This is a genomic window from Leifsonia sp. Y862 (assembly GCF_057669585.1).
This window is the reverse complement of record NZ_JBYHFR010000001.1, coordinates 1,394,466-1,414,185: the sequence shown is the minus strand read 5'-3', so window position 1 is coordinate 1,414,185 and position 19,720 is coordinate 1,394,466. Positions and strand designations below refer to the sequence as shown.

18 protein-coding genes are annotated in these 19,720 nt (G+C 63.4%); 17 read left to right on the top strand and 1 reads right to left on the bottom strand.

Annotated elements, in window-relative coordinates; translation table 11 throughout:
- Positions 1–92: 92 nt before the first annotated feature.
- Entirely contained in the window at positions 93–1,217 is a 1,125-nt protein-coding gene (locus AC25Z0_RS06625; RefSeq protein WP_488132664.1) for a polyprenyl synthetase family protein, read from the bottom strand.
- 75 nt (positions 1,218–1,292) lie between these two features.
- Here AC25Z0_RS06625 and AC25Z0_RS06620 point away from each other — a divergent pair, with 75 nt between their 5' ends.
- The 17 genes from AC25Z0_RS06620 to AC25Z0_RS06540 all read left to right on the top strand — a co-directional run bounded on the left by AC25Z0_RS06620 (position 1,293) and on the right by AC25Z0_RS06540 (position 19,646).
- Positions 1,293–1,682 (top strand): DUF3040 domain-containing protein, encoded by a 390-nt coding sequence (locus AC25Z0_RS06620; RefSeq protein WP_488119391.1) that lies wholly within the window; start codon positions 1,293–1,295, stop codon positions 1,680–1,682.
- Positions 1,683–2,028: 346 nt separating this feature from the next.
- Entirely contained in the window at positions 2,029–2,460 is a 432-nt protein-coding gene (gene mraZ, locus AC25Z0_RS06615; protein ID WP_488119390.1) for a division/cell wall cluster transcriptional repressor MraZ, read from the top strand.
- A gap of 98 nt (positions 2,461–2,558) precedes the next feature.
- A complete protein-coding gene (gene rsmH, locus AC25Z0_RS06610) occupies positions 2,559–3,512 on the top strand; it encodes a 16S rRNA (cytosine(1402)-N(4))-methyltransferase RsmH (RefSeq protein WP_488132663.1) in 954 nt (317 codons plus the stop codon).
- A complete protein-coding gene (gene ftsL, locus AC25Z0_RS06605) occupies positions 3,509–4,174 on the top strand; it encodes a cell division protein FtsL (protein WP_488119388.1) in 666 nt (221 codons plus the stop codon). Before rsmH ends, ftsL begins: the two co-directional genes overlap by 4 nt.
- Before the next feature lie 82 nt (positions 4,175–4,256).
- Complete coding sequence (locus AC25Z0_RS06600; protein ID WP_488119387.1) at positions 4,257–6,050, top strand: peptidoglycan D,D-transpeptidase FtsI family protein; 1,794 nt, start codon at positions 4,257–4,259, stop codon at positions 6,048–6,050.
- Positions 6,051–6,128: 78 nt separating this feature from the next.
- Positions 6,129–7,607 (top strand): Mur ligase family protein, encoded by a 1,479-nt coding sequence (locus AC25Z0_RS06595; RefSeq protein WP_488119386.1) that lies wholly within the window; start codon positions 6,129–6,131, stop codon positions 7,605–7,607.
- Positions 7,608–9,020 (top strand): UDP-N-acetylmuramoyl-tripeptide--D-alanyl-D-alanine ligase, encoded by a 1,413-nt coding sequence (locus AC25Z0_RS06590; RefSeq protein WP_488132662.1) that lies wholly within the window; start codon positions 7,608–7,610, stop codon positions 9,018–9,020. It abuts the gene before it with no gap.
- Positions 9,017–10,114, top strand: coding sequence for a phospho-N-acetylmuramoyl-pentapeptide-transferase (mraY, locus tag AC25Z0_RS06585; protein ID WP_488119384.1), 1,098 nt, complete (start codon positions 9,017–9,019; stop codon positions 10,112–10,114). Before AC25Z0_RS06590 ends, mraY begins: the two co-directional genes overlap by 4 nt.
- On the top strand, positions 10,111–11,625 hold the full coding sequence (gene murD / locus AC25Z0_RS06580) for a UDP-N-acetylmuramoyl-L-alanine--D-glutamate ligase (RefSeq protein WP_488132661.1): 1,515 nt from the start codon (positions 10,111–10,113) through the stop codon (positions 11,623–11,625). The genes mraY and murD overlap by 4 nt, the downstream gene beginning before the upstream one ends.
- Positions 11,626–11,634: 9 nt before the next feature.
- The gene (ftsW, locus tag AC25Z0_RS06575) at positions 11,635–12,834 is read left to right on the top strand and encodes a putative lipid II flippase FtsW (RefSeq protein ID WP_488119382.1); all 1,200 of its coding nucleotides are present in this window, start codon (positions 11,635–11,637) and stop codon (positions 12,832–12,834) included.
- Positions 12,831–13,898 carry a UDP-N-acetylglucosamine--N-acetylmuramyl-(pentapeptide) pyrophosphoryl-undecaprenol N-acetylglucosamine transferase gene (locus tag AC25Z0_RS06570; RefSeq protein WP_488119381.1) on the top strand — a complete coding sequence of 356 codons (1,068 nt, stop codon included), beginning with the start codon at positions 12,831–12,833 and terminating at the stop codon, positions 13,896–13,898. Before ftsW ends, AC25Z0_RS06570 begins: the two co-directional genes overlap by 4 nt.
- A gap of 152 nt (positions 13,899–14,050) precedes the next feature.
- The gene (gene murC / locus AC25Z0_RS06565; RefSeq protein WP_488119380.1) at positions 14,051–15,472 is read left to right on the top strand and encodes a UDP-N-acetylmuramate--L-alanine ligase; all 1,422 of its coding nucleotides are present in this window, start codon (positions 14,051–14,053) and stop codon (positions 15,470–15,472) included.
- 13 nt (positions 15,473–15,485) lie between these two features.
- A complete protein-coding gene (locus AC25Z0_RS06560; RefSeq protein ID WP_488132660.1) occupies positions 15,486–16,712 on the top strand; it encodes a cell division protein FtsQ/DivIB in 1,227 nt (408 codons plus the stop codon).
- A 215-nt stretch (positions 16,713–16,927) separates the two neighbouring features.
- Entirely contained in the window at positions 16,928–18,106 is a 1,179-nt protein-coding gene (ftsZ, locus tag AC25Z0_RS06555; RefSeq protein WP_488132659.1) for a cell division protein FtsZ, read from the top strand.
- A 6-nt stretch (positions 18,107–18,112) separates the two neighbouring features.
- On the top strand, positions 18,113–18,796 hold the full coding sequence (locus tag AC25Z0_RS06550; RefSeq protein WP_488119377.1) for a YggS family pyridoxal phosphate-dependent enzyme: 684 nt from the start codon (positions 18,113–18,115) through the stop codon (positions 18,794–18,796).
- A 36-nt stretch (positions 18,797–18,832) separates the two neighbouring features.
- The gene (locus tag AC25Z0_RS06545; RefSeq protein WP_488119376.1) at positions 18,833–19,345 is read left to right on the top strand and encodes a cell division protein SepF; all 513 of its coding nucleotides are present in this window, start codon (positions 18,833–18,835) and stop codon (positions 19,343–19,345) included.
- A 7-nt stretch (positions 19,346–19,352) separates the two neighbouring features.
- Entirely contained in the window at positions 19,353–19,646 is a 294-nt protein-coding gene (locus AC25Z0_RS06540) for a YggT family protein (RefSeq protein WP_488119375.1), read from the top strand.
- Positions 19,647–19,720 lie beyond the last annotated feature (74 nt).

Sequence of the window (19,720 nt, the reverse complement as noted above, 5' to 3'; positions counted from 1 at the left end):
CAGCCCCCTTCACGGGATGAGCCTGTCGACGCCGGATGGCGACGACAGGCTCATCTGTATGCCCGCATGCACGCGGATTCAGCCCGTTCTGGTTAGCTCACACGGGCCGTGACGGTCTGGGTCAGTGCGATGAGCGTGTTGGTCGCTGCCTCCGCAAGCGGCGAGTTGGCAAGCGCTGCGATGGCTTCCTCGACGTGCGCTGCAATGCGCTCCTCGACCAGCTCGACCGCCCCACTAGAGCGGATGCTCTCCTGCAGCATGCTGATCTGGCTCGTGCTGAGCGCTGGATCGCCGAGCAGCCTGTCCATGTCTGCCTTGTCGGCGGGGGAGAGCCCCTGCCTTGCCAGGGCGATGAGAACGGTGCGCTTGCCCTCGCGCAGGTCGTCGCCGCTGGGCTTCCCCGTGACGGCCGAGTCGCCGAAGACTCCGAGCAGGTCGTCGCGAAGCTGGTAGGCAATGCCGAGTGGCAGGCCGAACGCGCGGAGCGTGTCGAGCTGGGCATCCGTTCCTCCGGCCAGCGCCGCACCGATCACCAGCGGGGCCTGGATGCTGTACTTCGCCGATTTGAAGACGATGACCCTGAGCGCCCTGTCGAGCAGCTCGTCTTCGGGCTGGGTGAGCCAGGCGCGCTCCTCGAGGATGTCGAGGTACTGCCCAGCCGTCACCTCGGTGCGCATCCGGTTGAACTCACGTCGTGTGCGGAGGGCCGCGGCGCGGTCGTGTACCTGCGAGAGGCCCTCGTCGAGCAGTTCGTCGCTCCAGCCGAGCATGAGATCACCGAGCAGGATCGCGGATGATCGACCGAAGTCTCCGGCGTCGCCTGCCCATCTGCTCTGGCTGTGCAGGCTCTCGAAGAGTTTGTGGGCGGCAGGCGAACCGCGACGGGTGTCTGAGTTGTCGATGATGTCGTCGTGCACGAGTGCCGCCGCATGGAACATCTCAAGCGAACTTGCCGCAGAGACAGTCGCCGCCAGGTTGGCCGAGAGAGCACCGTCGGCACCCACCGTGTCGGCGAGCGAAGCGTCGCCGGAGACACTCTGCGCTCCCCAATAGCAGAACTGCGCCCGGAAGCGCTTACCACCCCTGAGAAACTGCCGTGAGTAGTCGATCAAGGGACGTAAGTCCGGGCTGATCGAGGCCACAATTGGATCACGGATAATTAGGAATTCGTCGATGCGAGATTGAACCAGATCGACCAGACGATTGCTTTCAGCCACGTGCCTAGCCTAGCCAACGCGGGCGCACTAGACTTGGAAGTCAACCCGCTCGATCCCGTAACTGGAGGGAATGAGATGCCGCTTTCGGAACAGGAGCAGCGACTCCTTGATGAGATGGAGCGCAGCCTCTATCACAATGACGCTGACTTTGTGGCGACGGTCGGTGCGACGCGCCTTCGACCCAACTACCGGTCGATCGCGTTGGGGATTCTTTTGGCTGTCGCCGGGATCTGTGGATTGCTCGCCGGAGTTGCACTGCACCTCCTGTGGCTCGGCATCATCGGCTTTGCCGTGATGTTTGCGGGCGTGCTCGTGGCACTGTCGCCGTCGAAGTCGATGCGACGCTTTACCAAGAACTCGTCGTCCAAGGGAACCGGTGGTGCGCCGCAGTCCCGTCAGAAGCAGTCCGGTTTCATGGACCGCCTGAACGACCGCTGGGACAACCGCCAGGACGGTAGTCACTAAACGAATCAACCTGCCGACCCTGTCGGCTGAAGGACACCAAGGGCCGGTCATCTGATCGGCCCTTTTTCGCGCGCCCGGCCGGCCCACTCTGGGCCCTTCTCTTGCGCCTCGCCCTGCGCCACCGGGTTCTCCTCGCGGGCCTAGACGCGCAGGCATCCACTCTCGCTCCGTATTGCGGCGGGGTGGTCCCTATCCGCTCCATTTCCCTCCACCGCTGTCTATCCCGTGTTTTCAAGGAATTTCCCTGATCATTTCGCCAAATATGATCCAATTTCATTGTTCAGTGGTGGATTGTGGAGTAAAGTGGAGCAACACCTGACCTTGGCCGGAAGAAAAGGGGTGATGAATGTTCCTCGGGACCTATGCCCCCAAGCTCGACGAAAAAGGACGCATCATCCTGCCAGCCAAATTCAGGGATGAGCTCGCAACGGGTGTTGTGATGACCCGTGGGCAAGAGCACTGCATCTATGTGTTCAGCACGCGTGAGTTCGAATCGCTTCACGACAAGATCCGCCAGGCCCCTGTCACCAGCAAGCAAGCTCGTGACTATCTGCGCGTGTTCCTGTCCGGAGCGGCAGCAGAGACGCCAGACAAGCAGAACAGAGTCACCATCCCGGCCAACCTGCGCACCTATGCAGGCCTCGGCCGCGACCTCACCGTCATCGGTGCCGGCAGCAGGGTGGAGATCTGGGACAGCGAAGCCTGGGAAAACTATTTGACCGAACAGGAAACTTCGTTCGCGAACACGACGGAGGAGGTGATTCCGGGACTCTTCTAATCCCTGGTGCCTGACTCCCAGCCGTTCATACCCCTGACACACTTCCCCGGTGGCAGGTCGAATGGATGGGGATCAGGATCCAGGGCCTCCCGGTAACTATGGCCATAAACGAAATCCACACCCCGGTAATGCTCGAGCGATGCATCGAGCTGCTGGCACCCGCGATCGGCAAGCCAGGCGCCGTGCTCGTTGATGCAACGCTCGGAATGGCCGGCCACGCCGAGGCATTCCTGCAGCGATTCCCCGAGCTCACCCTGGTCGGCCTCGATCGCGACCTCGAAGCGCTCGCGATCGCTGAGGAGCGCCTCGCGCCGTTCGGCGGCCGCGTGCACCTGGTCCACACGGTGTACGACGGCATCACAGAAGCGCTCAACTCCCTCGGGATCGACGAGGTCGACGGCGTGCTCTTCGACCTCGGTGTCTCATCCATGCAGCTCGACCGGGTGGAGCGCGGCTTCTCCTATTCGAAGGATGCGCCACTCGACATGCGCATGGATCACACGTCTGAGCTCACCGCGGAACGCATCCTCGCCGAGTACAGCGAGCAGGAGCTTCGCCGCATCTTCCAGGAGTACGGCGAGGAGAAACTCGCCGGGCGCTACGCCAAGGTGATCGTTGACACCCGCGATGAGAAGCCATTCGTGCGTTCGGCGCAGCTCGTCGAAGCCATCACCGCCGTCACGCCCGTTGTCGTCCAGCGTGCAGGTCACCCGGCCAAGCGGGTCTTCCAGGCGCTGCGCATCGAGGTCAACCAGGAGCTTGCTGTCCTTGAGCGCGCGATCCCAGCGGCCATGGAAGCCGTCACCGTCGGCGGTCGCATCGTCGTCATGGCCTACCAGTCCCTCGAAGACCGCATCGTGAAGAAGCAGTTCGCTGCGGCATCCACGTCGAGTGCACCAGCGGGGTTGCCGGTTGAACTGCCGGAGCACAAGCCGCTGTTCAAATTGCTGATTCGCGGTGCAGAACTGGCGACAGAAGAAGAGAAGGCGCAGAACCCCAGGGCAACCCCTGTGCGGTTGCGCGCTGCTGAACGAGTTCGGAGAGCCGAGTGAGCGACAACCTCGCCAGAGTGATGCGGCCCACCTGGCAGCCGCAGACAGCTGCCCCGATGGTGGACGGAGCCACAGCGCGAAAGCGCAGTGCAACGGTGCCAGAGATCGAGGGCGTCGCTCCAGAGCGCCGGCACATCGAGATCGTTGCGACCCGCAGCCAGCGCAAGGCACGCCCCCGCATCGTCTATGCACTGTCGGCGCTCGGCGCGCTCGGCGGCATCGTTGTCGCCCAGCTGCTGCTGAGCGTCAGCATTTCGCAGGGTGCGTACGACATGTCAAACCTTCAGGCCAGGCAGGTCGAGCTCGGCAGAACGGCCGAGAGCATCAGCGAAAATCTCGTGCGGGTGTCCTCCCCGCAAAGCCTCGCGACCAACGCCGAAGCACTCGGAATGGTCACCAACTCCAATCCGGTCTACCTGCGCCTGTCCGATGGCGCGGTGCTTGGGGCACCCGCTTCAGCAGCGGCGACGGCGAGTGACACGAGCCTGGTACCGAACTCCCTCCTCATTGGCGCTCCATTACTCGGAGCGGATGCCGCAGCTGCGGCAGCGCCGGGGAACGGCGTGGCCGCAGGCTCTGCGGGCGGTGACGCTGTAGCTTCTGGCGTAACACCCGTTCAGGGCGCCGTGGCAAACGGACTCCCTGCCCCGTCGACCAGATAGCCAGAACGCCAACCAGACAGACAGATCGCCCAGGTGAAGAGGCGCAAGTGAGGACGTATCGGTGGCCAGCAACGGCTCGAAGATGACCACATCGAACAAGCGCCGCCTGACGATGACCGTGCTTGCGCTATTCATCGTCATCGCGGTGTTCGTGGTGAAGCTCGTCGACATCCAGGTGGTGCGCGCAGACACTCTCACCGCTGATTCGGTGGGCAATCGTTCGATCGAGAAGGTGATCTACGGTTCGCGCGGCGACATCGTTGATGCCAAGGGTGTTGTCCTGGCGGGAACCGTGATGCGGTACAACGTCGTTGCGTCACCGAAGAACGCCAAGCCGATCGAGCGCTCTGTGAAATCAGGCGAGACAGGCAAGACCGAAGACATCAAGGTAAGCCTCGCCGAGATCGCCGCGGAGATTGGTGCGGTCACCGGCCAGGCCCCTGAACAGATCCTCGCGATCATCTCTGAGGCTCTGGCCGACAACCCGAAGTCTGACTACGCAACGCTCATCAAGAACATCGATGTCGACGCCTATCGGGCGCTCGACGACCTCAACATTCCCTGGCTGTACTTTGAAAAGAGCCCGAGCCGGGTCTATCCCGTTGGAGCAGTAGGCGGGAACCTGGTCGGATTCGTCTCTAGCGAAGGCGAAGCGCAGGCCGGCCTTGAACTGGGCGAAGACAGCTGCCTGGCCAGCATCAACGGCGAAGAAACCTATGAGCGCGGCGCGGACGGGGTGCGGATCCCCGGCAGCAGCGTCACGACCAAGCAAGCAGTCGACGGTGGCAGCATCGTGATGACCATCGACTCCGACCTGCAGTACTTCGTGCAGCAGACCCTGGCCGAGCAGGCCGTTGCGACCGGTGCCAAGTGGGGAACCGTCGTTGTGCAGGAGGCCAAGACAGGCAAATTGCTCGCCGTTGCCGACTATCCGTCCGTCGACCCGAACAACGTTGATGGCACAGCCGACCCCGCGTACCGTGGGTCGCAGGCGTTCTCCGCGTCCTTCGAACCTGGCTCGACGTTCAAGGCGCTGACGGCGGCATCCGCTATCGATGCCGGTGTCGCAGACCCAAGCACGCAGGTGATGGCGCCGTACCGCTACATCCCGTCCAACGGCGCTGACATCAACGACAGCGCCATGCATGGCGATCTGAACCTCACCCTGACCGGTGTGCTGATCGAATCCTCCAACACCGGCATGTCGAAGATCGGCGAGAAGCTGAGCGCAGAGCAGCGCTACAACTACATGACCAAGTTCGGCATCGGCACCGAATCTGAGGTCGGCTTCCCCTCTGAGGACAGCGGCATCCTGCACGACTGGGACGGCGAGAACTGGGACAACCAGACCGACTACGCCACGATGTTCGGACAGGGCCTCACCACGACGGCGATCCAGATGTCGAGCGTCTACCAGGCGATCGCGAACAACGGCGTCAGGATGCCCGTGCAGCTGATCTCTGGCTGCACGCAGTTGGATGGAACGATGACAGAAGTGCCGGATGCCACAGGCACGCAGGTGGTGTCGGCCGCTGCAGCGAGGTCAACGTCTGACATGCTTGAGATGGTCTACTCAAACGCGTGGCTGAAAAATGTGTGGAACATTCCCGGCTACCGGGTGGCCGCCAAGACCGGTACAGCCCAGATGCCAGACGGCAATGGCGGGTACTCGAAGGGGTACCTGGTTTCGGTCTCCGGCTTCGCGCCGGCAGACGACGCACAGTACGTCGTTTCGGTGAGTCTGGCAGATCCTGTTAAAATGAATTCATCTGCAGCCTCGGCTCCGATCTTCCAAAAGGTTATGAGCCAGGTTTTGAAGAAGTACCGGGCGGTTCCCTCGGGCGAACCCGCGCCTGATCTCCCCGCCAACTGGTAAGAAAGCGAGCCTGTGTCCGATTTGGTGCCCTCGGCTCTTCGACCTCAGCATCCTGTTCCCCGATCCTTGTCGGGTCTGGTGGATGAATTTGAGCTCGAACTCCGCGGCGATATCGATTCTCTGGAAGTAACCGGGGTGAGCCTCAGCTCACGCACGGTTCAGCCAGGAGACGTCTACGTGGGAGTGCCTGGCCGTAACAGCCACGGCGCGTCCTACGCGACCCAAGCGGCAGAGGCGGGTGCTGTTGCGATCCTCACGGATGAAGCCGGCGCCACCCTCGCTGCAGAAAGCGGCCTGCCGATTCTGGTGACGCCAGATGCCCGTGCGGCACTCGGCGCCGTCGCGGCCTGGATCTATCGCACAGACGAGAACCAGGCCACCCTCTTCGCGGTCACAGGAACCAACGGCAAGACCAGCGTTGTATACATCCTGTGCGCGATCCTGAACCAGCTTGGCGTTGTCTCCGGCCTCACGTCCACCGCTGAACGCCGCATCGGTGACCTCGCGGTGACCAGCTCGCTCACGACGCCAGAAGCCAGCGAAATGCACGCGCTCCTGGCTCGCATGCGCGAAGCTGAGGTGCGTGCTGTTGCCGTTGAGGTCTCCGCCCAGGCAATCTCACGGCACCGCGTCGACGGCATGGTTTTCGACGTCTCCGGGTTCACGAACCTCAGCCACGACCACCTCGACGACTACGACACGTTGAACGACTACTTCCAAGCGAAGCTCGAACTCTTCCAGCCGGATCGCTCAAAGCGTGGCGTCATCACCGTCGACTCAGAATGGGGCAGGCGCCTCGTTGACGAGTGCCGTATCCCGGTCACGACCCTGACCACCACAGCGGATGTCGATGCAGACTGGAAGATGACGGTGCTCAGCGAGAGCGCGTACTACACGTCATTCGCCCTTGAGGGTCCTGGCAATCGTCGGTTGGAGACCCGCGTCCCCCTGCTGGGCTGGTACATGGCGGCCAACGCAGCGCTGGCTATCGTGATGCTCGTCGAATCGGGGTACGACCTCGACGCGATTGCACACACCCTGAACCGCGACGGTGGCATCGATGTCTTCATCCCCGGCAGGGCAGAGCGCATCTCTGGCGAGAACGGGCCGCTGGTCTTCATCGACTACGGACACAGCCCAGATGCCTTCCTGAACACCCTGAACGCCATCAGGGCCATCTCCGACGGCCGCATCATTATGGTGTTCGGTGCCGACGGCGATCGCGACACCACGAAGCGGGCCGACATGGGAGCCATCGCTGCGCGCGGCGCAGACGCAGTGGTCATCACCGATTTCCACCCCCGCTTTGAAGACCCTGCCGCCATCCGGGCCACGCTGCTCGACGCCGCACGGGCCGCAGTGCCAGACGGTGAGCTCTATGAAGTCCCCAATCCGAAGGCAGCGTTCCGCAAGGCGTTGTCGCTCGCGGGGGAGAACGACGTCGTCCTGTACGCCGGGCCAGGCCACGAGGACTACCACGAGGCAGCCGGAGTGAAGATTCCATACTCGGCACGGGAAGACGCCCGACAGGCGCTTCGCGAAGCAGGGTGGTTGTAAATGATCGCCATGACACTGGCCGAGATCGCAACTGCGATGAACGGCACCCTCCACGTGGGTGCGGGGCCCCTCACCGCCGACTCGGTCGTGAGCGGTGCCGTGCACACCGACTCACGCGACGTCAGGGCAGGCGACATCTTCGTCGCCAAGCCAGGTGAATTCACCGACGGACATCTCTTCGCGCCCGCCGCGGTTGAACAGAATGCTGCGCTGCTGATCGTAGAGCGCGTGCTCGACATGCCCGTCGCCCAGATCGTGGTTCCGGACGCCGTTGTGGCTCTGGGCGACCTCGCCACAGAGGTCGTTGCGCGCGTGCGTGCGCTCGGCCGGCTGAAGATCGTCGGCGTGACCGGGTCCAACGGCAAGACGACGACCAAGAACCTGATCAGGGCCGTACTGGAGCGCGTCGGTCCGACCGTTGCTGCGCGCGCCTCGTTCAACAACGAGGTCGGCGCTCCGCTGACCATGCTTGAGCTGACAGAAGACACCCGATTCCTGGTCGCAGAGATGGGTGCGAGCGGAATTGGCGAGATCGCCAGGCTCGTGCACATGGCCAGGCCGAACGTCGGCATTGTCCTGAAGGTCGGGCTTGCCCACGCCGGCGAATTCGGTGGCATTGAGTCCACCGTGCGCGCCAAGACGGAAATGGTCACCGACCTTCTGCCCACAGACGTCGCGATCCTGAACGCCGATGACTCGCGCGTCGCCGGAATGGCAGCGCACACGTCAGCCGGTGTTGTCTGGTTCGGCCTCGGTCACGATGCCGACGTGTGGGCAAGCGATGTCGACGTCAGTGCGCGCGGCACCCGATTCACGCTGCACCTGTCGAACGGTGAGAGCAGCCCTGTCGCCTTCCGCGTGCTCGGCGAACACCACGTCATGAATGCGCTTGCCGCTGCGGCTGCCTGCGAGGTACTGGGCGTGTCGCTGGCCGATATCGTGTCAGCGCTCGAATCCGTGCACATGGCAGAACGCTGGCGGATGCAGGTGATGGGCGGGCGCGATGGCGTGACGGTCATCAACGATGCATACAACGCCAGCCCCGATTCCATGACGGCAGCGCTGAAGACCCTCGCCCAGATCGCCGAGCCTGGCCAGCGCACCATCGCCGTCCTCGGAGAAATGAGCGAACTCGGTGAGCTCTCTGGCGAAGAACATGACAGGATCGGGTTGCAGGCAGTACGGCTGAACATCTCGCAGCTTGTTGTTGTGGGCAAGGCCGCACGCCGCATGCACATCAGCACCATCAATGAAGGCTCATGGGACGGTGAATCGGCGTATGTCGACACAGCGGACGAGGCCTTCGAACTTCTGGAGAAGACAGTGAAGCCGGGCGACATCGTGCTCGTTAAATCCTCGAATTCCGCAGGACTGCGCTTTCTGGGCGATCGACTGGGAGAATTGTTCTCGTGAGAGCCCTATTGCTTGCCGGAGCCATGTCGCTGGCGTTCACTCTCTTTCTGACCCCGCTGTTCATCAAGCTGTTCAAGAAGCTGGGGTGGGGCCAGTTCATTCGCGACGACGGCCCGAAGAGTCACCACGCCAAGCGTGGAACAGCGACCATGGGTGGAATCATCATCATCCTCGGCACGCTCATCAGCTACTTCACCGCGATGTGGGTGACGGGGGAGCATATCCCTGCGTCACCGCTCCTGGTGCTGTTCATGATGGTGGGCCTCGGCCTCGTCGGCTTCGTCGATGATTTCCTGAAGACCCGCAACCAGCGAAGCCTTGGCCTCGGGGGCTGGTCGAAGATTGGCGGGCAGGTGATCGTCGCCGGCGTTTTCGCCTGGCTGTCCATCCAGTTCCCGAACAAGTACGGGCAGACACCGGCATCGACGCAGATCTCCTTCTTGCGTGACCTGCCCATCGACTTCATGTCGCTCGGCACGATCCTCGGAACCATCCTGTTCATTGTCTGGATCTGCATCATCGTGACGGCGACATCGAACAGCGTGAACGTCACGGACGGCCTCGACGGCCTCGCAACGGGCGCCTCCATCCTCGGCATCGGCTCGTTCATCATCATTGGGTTCTGGCAGTCCAACCAGGCACGCTTCGGCGGCTCAGACATCGTTGACCTGTACCGGTCGTACGAGGTGCGTGACCCGCTCGACCTGGCGATCGTCGCAGCAGCCATCGTCGGTGGACTCATCGGATTCCTCTGGTGGAACACCTCACCAGCCAAGATCTTCCTCGGTGACACCGGGTCCCTCGGCATCGGTGGAGCGTTGGCCGCCCTGGCGATCCTGAGCCACACCGAACTGCTGCTGGTTCTTGTCGGCGGCCTGTTCGTGATCGAAGCCGGCTCCGTGATTGTGCAGCGCGCCTACTTCAAGGTGACACATGGCAAGCGGATCTTCCTGATGAGTCCTATCCATCACCACTTCGAACTGAAGGGCTGGGCCGAAGTCACGGTTGTCGTGCGCTTCTGGATCATCGGCGGCCTGCTGGTCGCCGCCGGCGTTGGAACTTTCTACCTGGAATGGCTGTCACGAACTCCATGAACCGTCTCGATACACTGACCAGCTGGCACTCTGACTGGTCTGGCCTTCGTGTCGGCATCCTCGGTCTCGGCGTGACCGGATTTGCGGCAGCTGACACCCTCGCTGAGCTCGGCGCCGACGTGCTCGTCGTTGCCTCCACGGCACCTGATGAGCGCGCACGGCTCCTCGACGTGATCGGCGCGCGCCTCGTGCAGGCTGACCTCGCCGAGCCCCCAGTCGAACTCATCGAGCACCGGCCGGACGTCATCATCGCCTCGCCAGGCTTCCACCCCGACCATGTTGTGCTGGAGTGGGCCGAAGCGGCAGGCGTACCCGTCTGGGGCGACATCGAACTCGCCTGGCGGCTCCGCGACAAGGTGGGGGAGCCCGCAGAGTGGATCCTGGTGACGGGAACCAACGGAAAGACCACCACCGTTGAGCTGACGGCAGCCATGCTCGCCGCAGCCGGCCACCGGGTCGCGCCCTGCGGAAACATCGGTATCCCCGTCCTCGACGCCATCCGCGACCCACAGGGCTGGGACGTCCTGGTGGTCGAACTCTCCAGCTACCAGCTGCACCACGTCAAGAGGACCGGCGTCGGCTCGCTGGTGCCGTTCTCGAGTGTCTGCCTGAACCTCGCCGACGATCACATCGACTGGCACGGTTCGTATGAGGCATACGGCGAAGCCAAAGCCACCGTGTACGAGAACACCAGGGTCGCCTGCGTCTACAACAAGGCAGACGGCGCAACGGAGATGATGGTTCGCGACGCCGACGTGCAGGAAGGCGCCCGAGCGATCGGCTTCGACCTCGGCGTTCCAGGCCCCAGTGACTTCGGTATCGTCGACGGCATCCTCGTCGACAGGGCGTTCCTCGAGGAACGCTTCGACCGCGCGCTCGAACTGATCACGATCGACGAGCTTGCCCTCCTCGGGCTCGATGCACCACACGTCGTCTCCAACATCCTGGCCGCCAGCGCGCTTGCCCGCTCTTTCGGCGTGCCCTCAGACCTGATCAGGGTGGCACTGGCCGGATTCCGGCTCGATCCACACCGCATCGAGCTGGTGGCATCTGCCGGCGACATCCGCTGGATTGATGACTCAAAGGCGACGAACCCGCATGCAGCGGATGCCTCGCTCACGGCGTACAACTCCGTCGTCTGGCTCGTTGGCGGCCTGCTGAAGGGCGTCGACATTGACGCACTCGTCAAGCGCCATGTGCCGCGGCTGCGCGGCGTTGTCATCATCGGGGTCGATCGGGACGAGTTGCGCGACGCATTCGCACGACACGCGCCGGAACTCCGAGTCATCGAGATCGATGCGGATGACACTGGGCAGGTGATGCCGGACGCGGTGAGACATGCTGCGGGGCTGGCTGAGGCCGGCGACGTGGTTTTGCTTGCTCCTGCAGCGGCATCGATGGACCAGTTCGCAAGCTACGAAGAGCGTGGCAACAAATTCCAGGCAGCAGTGCACGAGTTCTTAGGAGGTGAGGCGGATGGCGATGACACCGCCTCACGCCCGAACGCCTAGGCCAACGTGGTGAACGCACGCGACACGGCAGCTTCTCCTGGCGCTGGCGGCCTGGCCGCCCGCATCAATCTCGGCAAGGTGTTCAAGGCCGAGTCGGCCAACTACTTCCTGCTGCTCGGCACCACGCTGTTCCTGGTTATCTTCGGCCTGGTGATGGTCTTGTCGTCATCGTCTGTCGATTCGTACCTCGAGAACGAGGGATTCTTCGGCGGGCTGTTTCGGCAAGGAATGTTCGCCATCATCGGCGTGCCACTCATGCTGCTCGTCAGCCGCTTGCCGCTGAAATTCTGGCGACGCATTGCATGGCCGGCCCTGATGGTGGCCAGCTTCTTCCAGTGCCTCGTCGTTTTCACCCCGCTCGGCGTCACTGTCGCAGGAAACACGAACTGGCTCACTATCGGGGGCATCCAGTTCCAGCCCTCTGAGATGATCAAGGTCGCCCTCGTGATCTGGCTGGGCGTCATCCTGGAGCAGAAGAAGAACCACTTCGACGACTGGCGTCACATCTTCATCCCGGTATTCGGGGTCGGCGGTGGCGCGGTGATGCTCGTCATGATCGGCGGCGACCTCGGAACTGTCATCATCATGGCCGGCATCCTGTTCGGCGCCCTGTTCTTCGCAGGCATCAGGCTGCGGCTGCTCGCCATACCGCTGGCCATCGGCGCTGTGGGCGCCGGCATCATCGCGTTGGCGAGCTCGAACCGGCTGACGCGCATCATGAGCTTCTTCGGCGAGGGATGCGAGAACGTCACCGGCACGATCTCTGCAGCGTGCTGGCAGCCACTGCACGGCACCTGGGCGCTGGCCAACGGCGGCGTGTTCGGCGTGGGGCTTGGAAACTCCAAGGCCAAGTGGTCCTGGTTGCCCGCAGCGGACAACGACTACATTTTTGCCATCATCGGCGAAGAACTGGGACTGATCGGCGCCATCGTCGTGCTGTTCATGTTCATCATGATGGCCATCGCCTTCGTGCGGATCATGCGGTCAGCCACCACCATGCAGGTGCGGGTGTCCACCGCTGCCGTCATGGTGTGGATCATCGGGCAAGCGCTCGTGAACATTGGAGTCGTCCTGGAAATCCTGCCCGTACTCGGAGTGCCGCTGCCGCTGATCTCGGCCGGCGGCACCGCACTGCTCACGACCCTCGTGGCAATCGGCATCGTGTTGTCGTTCACCAGGGGGACAGAGCGAGAAGGTGAAGCTCGATGACCACGTATCTCCTGGCGGGCGGCGGAACTGCCGGCCACGTCAATCCGCTTCTCGCCGTCGCTGACAAGATCTCTGCGACTGAAGCGGATGCCACCATCTACGTGCTTGGAACGGCCGAAGGCCTGGAGTCCAGGCTCGTGCCAGCGCGCGGCTACGAACTGCTCGTCATTCCCAAGCTGCCGTTTCCCCGCCGCCCGAACAAGAGCGCGCTCACGTTCTGGCCGAGGCTGAAGCGCACGGTGTCTGATGTCGCCGAGATGATCACGTCGAAGCACATCGATGTCGTCGTCGGGTTCGGCGGCTACGTGTCGACGCCCGCGTACCTGGCCGCTCGACAGGCGAAAGTCCCGATCGTCATCCACGAGGCCAACGCGAAACCCGGCCTGGCCAACAAACTGGGCGCGCGGTATACCAGCCATGTCGGCGTCGCCTTCGAAGGAACACCGCTGCCGCACGCGACCTTCGTCGGGATGCCGTTGCGGGCGGAGATCGAGAACCTCGACCAGGATGCCGCCAGGCCCGTCGCCCAGGCCTTCTTCGACCTCGACGCTGCCAGGCCGACCCTGCTCGTGACGGGCGGCTCGCTCGGCGCCCGCCGGCTGAATGCCACCATGGTCCAGTCGGCGTCAGCACTCGTCGCCGCCGGTTGGCAGGTGCTGCACATCACGGGGGAGTCGTCAGAGGTCACCGACCCGCAGATGCAGCACTACCGCATGATCTCGTACTGCGATCGAATGGACCTCGCGCTGGCCGGCGCCGATTTCGTCGTCTCGCGGGCTGGTTCAGCGACGGTGTGTGAACTTGCAGCACTCGGCAAGCCGGCCGTCTACATTCCGTATCCAGTGGGTAACGGCGAGCAACGCTTCAACGCAGCTGGAGTAGTTGTCGCCGGCGGGGGCATCCTCGTTGACGACGCTGCGTTCCTGCCAGAGTGGGTGACCGCAGAGCTCATCCCGCTGCTGAACGACACCGATCGGGTGACGACGATGGGTGCCGCTGCCGGAGCCGTCGGAGTGCGGGACGGCGCATTGCGCATGCAGAGACTGATTCACAGCGCCCTGTGAGGCCAGCCTCAAAGTCCAGCACGCGCCACCAAATCCAGACTTCGCAGCCAACGGCGCGTAACGTGGATTCCAGCACGAATCCCGTGGATTCGCTGCACTCCTGATTTTCACCACCCTGATTTTCGAGCCAGACCGAGAAGAGCATCAAGACCGTGATCAAGCCAGACCCGAACCTCATCATTCCCGACGACCTGGGTGCCGTGCACTTCGTCGGCATCGGCGGGTCAGGCATGAGCGGCATCGCGAGACTCTTCCTCAGTCGCGGTTTCACGGTCACCGGTTCCGATGTGCGCGAGTCAGCCAACATCGAGGCCCTGCGTGCGCTTGGAGCGCGCGTCAGCATCGGCCACGACGCAGCCAACGTCGGCGACGCAGACAGCCTCGTGGTCACCGGCGCCCTCTGGCAGGACAACCCTGAATACGTGCTCGCATTGGAACGTGGCCTTCCGGTGCTGCACCGTGCGCAGGCACTGGCCTGGCTGATCAGGGACCAGCGTCTGGTTGCCGTTGCAGGCGCACACGGCAAGACCACCTCAACGGGCATGGTCGTGACAGGCCTGCTCGGTCTCGGCCAGGACCCGAGCTTCGTCAACGGTGGCGTCATCGAGTCACTCGGAGTGAGCTCGGCCGCGGGCACCGACGACATCTTCGTCGTTGAAGCGGATGAATCCGACGGTTCGTTCCTGCTCTACTCGACGGCAATCGCACTCATCACCAACGTCGATCCTGACCACCTCGACCACTACGGTTCGCTGGAGGCCTTCGAGGCGGCGTTCGTTGAGTTCGCCCAGAACGCCAGTGAATTCGTGGTCGTCTCCTCAGACGACCCTGGCGCAGTGCGCGTCACGTCCAAGCTCACAACCGATCCAACGCAGGGATCAACGGCCAAGCGCATCATCACGTTCGGCCTGGCAGAGACCGCAGATGTGCGCGTGCACTCCGTTGTGACGGATGGGCCAGTTCAGTTCAGCGTGCGCTGGGAGGGCAACGACTACCAGGCAACGCTCCGCATCCCCGGCCTGCACAACGCCATCAACGCCGCAGGTGCCTTTGCGGTGCTCGTCGCCCTCGGGTTCGAGCCTGCGGCTTCGCTTGAGGCGATCTCGGCCTTCGGCGGCACACAGCGGCGCTTCGAACTGCACGGCACGGTCGGCGGCGTCAGCGTGTACGACGACTACGCGCACCACCCCACAGAGGTTGCTGCGGCTTTGGCTGCCGCCCGCACCGTCGTCGGCAACGGCCGAATCATTGCCGTGCACCAGCCGCACCTCTACAGCCGTACGCAACTCTTCGCCCAGGAATTCGCGGACATCCTGGAGAGCCATGCCGACCAGACCATCGTCCTCGACGTGTACGGTGCTCGGGAAGACCCGGTACCAGGGGTGACCGGCGCCATCGTCGCAGACAAGTTCGCCGACCCCAGCCATGTCGCATTCATTCCGGACTGGCAGGACGCGGCAGACTACCTGGCGTCCATCGCCCAGGAGGGCGACTTCGTTGTCACCCTCGGCTGCGGCGACGTCTACCGCATCGTTCCCCAGCTTCTCGAGTCCCTTGGCACGGTGCGCGGATGACGCGTCGGCGGTCATGAAGCGGCCTGACGGATTCACGCGGCCGGCCACTGTAGCTGAGCCAGAGCCCACCCAGCCATCGGCGCGGGAGGCACGGGCTTCGCGCGCCAGGAAGCCGTTGCTCGGGTCACGCAACACCCCCGGTGGGCAAGCGGCGGGCGCAGTGCAGAGCGCACTGCCGAGCGACCCCGACTCTGTGACAGAGCCGATCACGGTCATCCCGTCGACGACGCCGGCATCGCTTCCGTTGGCGAGCAAGCCGACGAAGCCCCACGTCTCACCGGTAACGCCCATCACGCGCCTCACGCCTGCGCATGACGCCATTGTGGGCGCCGCACGGGTTACGGGGCGCGCGGGTGCTGAGCGGGCCGCCAGCACAAAGAAGACGGCCAGCACAGAAAAGGCCGCCAGCACAGAAAAGGCCGCCAGCACAGAGAAGGCCGCCAGCACAGAGAAGAAGGCTCCGGCGACTCTCACGGCGTGGCAGGCACGGAAGCGGCTGTGGGCCGCCAAGCGGGCCCGCAAGCGTTATGAACGTGAAGAAGTGCGCCGGTTCACCTGGCGCGCCAGGAAGCGACGCCGGTCGATCTGGATCGCACTCGGCATCTCCATGAGCCTTATCGCGTTCGTCATCGTCGGCGCGTACTCACCGCTCATGGCACTCCGCACGATCGAGGTCACGGGGACGAACCGCATTCCGGCGGCTGACATCCAGAGCGCCCTCGGTGACCAGTTGGGAACGCCGCTGCCCCTGATCGACTTTGGCAAGGTGAAGACCGAACTCGCCACATTCCCGTTGATTCGCAGCTTCGTCACCGAGAGCCGACCACCGAACACCATCGTCGTGCGCATCGTGGAGCGCGAGCCTGTTGGACTTGTCACGACAGCAGCAGGCTTCGACGTGATCGACGCCGCGGGTGTCGTCATCCAGTCGAGCGCTGAGCGGCCGGCTGGGTATCCGGTCATCGTGGCGGAGGGCGGCATCAACAGTCACGGGTTCCGTGCTGCCGCCGCCGTGATTTCCGCACTTCCGGAGTCGATTCACAGCCAGCTCGACACGGTTTCGGCCGCAACGGCAGATGACGTGACCCTCGGCCTGGCCGGGGGGGCGCGCGTGGTGTGGGGCAACGCGGAGCGCTCGGAGTTCAAGAGCCAGGTGCTGGGCGCATTGATGGTCAGCCATCCGGTCGGAAGCGTGGCGGAATACGACGTTTCCTCACCCGACAGCGCCGTTCTTCGGTAGCGGATGGGGCCGAAATCGGCCCTGCATGGTGTCGCGCAGCCGCTCGTTGGATGCGGTTCAGGGCCGTGAAAAGGAATCTGCGACGGTTCTTCGCGACACGCGGGCGCGCCTCCCCAAACGGGCGCGCGCCCGGCATAACTTCAGATTCAGGAATTGCATACTCAGCATAACTTTAAGCTTCGACTAGAGGTTTAGGGTTCCACCGGAGGCCAGACGTGTCAACAAATCAGAATTACCTAGCCGTCATCAAGGTCGTCGGTATCGGCGGCGGTGGTGTCAACGCTGTCAATCGCATGATCGAACTCGGTCTGCGCGGAGTCGAGTTCATCGCAATCAACACCGATGCCCAGGCCCTGCTCATGAGCGACGCCGACGTCAAACTTGACGTCGGTCGTGAACTCACGCGTGGCCTCGGCGCCGGCGCAGACCCAGAGGTCGGCCGTCGTGCCGCTGAGGATCACGCCGAAGAGATCGAAGAAGCACTCGCGGGTGCTGACATGGTCTTCGTCACCGCAGGAGAGGGTGGCGGAACCGGTACGGGTGGAGCACCTGTCGTCGCACGGATCGCAAAGTCCATCGGCGCACTCACCATCGGTGTCGTCACAAAGCCGTTCGGCTTCGAGGGCAAGCGCCGTCAGGCCCAGGCCGAAACCGGTGTCGCAACCCTGAAGAACGAGGTTGACACCCTCATCGTCGTTCCCAACGATCGCCTGCTGGAAATCAGCGACCGCGGCATCAGCATGCTCGAGGCATTCTCGACGGCTGACCAGGTACTGCTCGCCGGTGTCCAGGGCATCACAGACCTCATCACCACTCCTGGCCTCATCAACCTCGACTTCGCCGACGTCAAGTCGGTCATGCAGGGTGCGGGTTCCGCGCTCATGGGTATCGGTTCGTCCCGCGGGGCAGACCGTGCCATCAAGGCTGCAGAACTCGCTGTGGCTTCACCGCTGCTCGAAGCATCCATCGACGGTGCGCACGGCGTGCTCCTCTCGATCCAGGGTGGTTCAAACCTCGGCATCTTCGAGATCAACGACGCTGCCCGCCTCGTGCAGGAAGCCGTTCACCCCGAAGCCAACATCATCTTCGGTGCCGTCATCGACGACACCCTGGGCGACGAGGTGCGCGTCACCGTCATCGCTGCCGGCTTTGACGGCGGCGAACCGGGCAAGACCGGCGAGGCCAAGCAGGCCGAGCTGGTCGCCGCAGGCGTCGCTGCCGGTGGCGCACACGCCATCAGCTCAGTTGCTGCGGACACCGCATACGCGGCTCCGGCAGCCACCGAGTCCGTTGCCTGGCAGCAGGCCGATTCTGCAGCCGGCGACGTCATCGCGACCGACCCGGCCTTCGAGGACGATTCAGACGACCTGGACATCCCCGACTTCCTGAAATAGACCGTGATGGATGTGAACGCTTCCGGCCTGGCCGAGCGGCTCGACAGCGTGCGCGCACGCGTTGCTACCGCTGCCCAGGCGTCAGGCCGGGACGCGTCCGACATCACGACCATCGTGGTGACCAAGTTCCACCCGGCGAGCCTCATCGCTGACCTGGCGGCCCTCGGCGTCACCGACGTGGGGGAGAACCGGCACCAGGAGGCCAGCGCCAAGGCGGCTGAACTGCAGCCGCTTGGCTTGCGGTGGCATTTCGTTGGCCAGGTGCAGGGCAAGAAGGCGAGGCAGGTGCGTGCGTATGCCAACGTCATCCACTCGGTTGATCGGCTCTCGCTCGTGCACGCGCTGTCGTCGACGGAATCCAGTGTCGACTGTTTTGTGCAGGTGAACCTGACGGATGACCCGGCCAGGGGTGGCGTGAGTGAGCACAACCTGGAGTCGCTGGTCGAGGCGGTGCTCGCCTCAGATGGCCTTCGTCTCCTCGGCCTCATGGCCGTCGCTCCCCTCGGAGAAGAACCGCGACGTGCCTTCGCGCATGTACGAGAATTGGGCGAACGCGTGCGTTCGCTCTCCCCAGCAGCCCAGTCACTCTCGATGGGAATGTCCCACGATTTCGAAGACGCAATCGTCGAAGGGGCGACACACCTTCGAATTGGCACAGCAATCACCGGTAATAGACCGGAACACGGTTAATCTCAACTGAGAAGCTTCACGAACACGGAGGTCGAAATGTCTAACCCGCTCAAGAAAACCATGGTCTACCTTGGTCTGGCGGATGAAGAGCTGGAGTACGAGGCGCCCGCGAGTGTCGCTCCCGTTTCTGCCGTTCCTCACCAGCAGGCACCTCACCAGCAGGCGCAGTCGCATGCTGCAGCCGCCCCGGTTCGCACCACCGGTAGCGCACCCGTTACCCCGCTTCGCAAGACCAACACGCCCAAGAATGTGGCAGCGTCAGATATGAACGAAATCCTCACGGTCCACCCGCGTCAGTACCGCGACGCCCAGGTGATCGCAGAATCCTTCCGCGACGGCATCCCCGTCATCATCAACCTGTCGCAGATGAGCGATGCAGACGCACGCCGTCTCATCGACTTTGCCAGCGGCCTCTCGCAGGGCCTGTTCGGCAAGATCGAACGCGTCACGGCCAAGGTCTTCCTGCTGTCGCCGTCGCACGTCGTTGTCTCCGGCGAAAACGCCGACGGTGAAGCCGACGCTGACGCGTCGTTCTTTGCGCAGTCCTGATAACAGCGTGAACCTCGTTCATCTCGTCGCGAACATTCTCTATTTCGCCCTGCTGCTGTATTTCTTCGTGCTGTGGGCGAGATTTATTCTCGACCTCGTGAGAACTGTCAACCGGAGCTGGCGCCCGCGGGGCGCCGGCCTTGTTGCGGCGTCAACGGTGTACACCCTGACGGATCCTCCGGTGAAGTTCTTCCGCCGTTTGCTTCCGCCGCTACGTTTAGGGCCGGTAGCATTCGATTTCGGATGGAGCCTGACCATGCTGTGCTGCATCGTGGCCATGTCGCTCACGGGGCTTTTTTAGGACGCACCAACCATGTGGCATCCGCATGGCATGTATTCTTGAGCGGTAACAGTGCCACACGGTGCAGTTAGTTC

Excerpts from the sequence above, each read along its gene's own strand:
- AC25Z0_RS06550 (WP_488119377.1), top strand. The coding sequence starts at position 18,113 with ATGGATGTGAACGCTTCCGGCCTGGCCGAGCGGCTCGACAGCGTGCGC.
- mraZ (WP_488119390.1), top strand. The coding sequence starts at position 2,029 with ATGTTCCTCGGGACCTATGCCCCCAAGCTCGACGAAAAAGGACGCATC.
- AC25Z0_RS06545 (WP_488119376.1), top strand. The coding sequence starts at position 18,833 with ATGTCTAACCCGCTCAAGAAAACCATGGTCTACCTTGGTCTGGCGGAT.
- AC25Z0_RS06590 (WP_488132662.1), top strand. The coding sequence starts at position 7,608 with ATGATCGCCATGACACTGGCCGAGATCGCAACTGCGATGAACGGCACC.
- murD (WP_488132661.1), top strand. The coding sequence starts at position 10,111 with ATGAACCGTCTCGATACACTGACCAGCTGGCACTCTGACTGGTCTGGC.
- AC25Z0_RS06600 (WP_488119387.1), top strand. The coding sequence starts at position 4,257 with ATGACCACATCGAACAAGCGCCGCCTGACGATGACCGTGCTTGCGCTA.
- rsmH (WP_488132663.1), top strand. The coding sequence starts at position 2,559 with ATGGCCATAAACGAAATCCACACCCCGGTAATGCTCGAGCGATGCATC.
- AC25Z0_RS06560 (WP_488132660.1), top strand. The coding sequence starts at position 15,486 with ATGAAGCGGCCTGACGGATTCACGCGGCCGGCCACTGTAGCTGAGCCA.
- AC25Z0_RS06620 (WP_488119391.1), top strand. The coding sequence starts at position 1,293 with ATGCCGCTTTCGGAACAGGAGCAGCGACTCCTTGATGAGATGGAGCGC.
- AC25Z0_RS06570 (WP_488119381.1), top strand. The coding sequence starts at position 12,831 with ATGACCACGTATCTCCTGGCGGGCGGCGGAACTGCCGGCCACGTCAAT.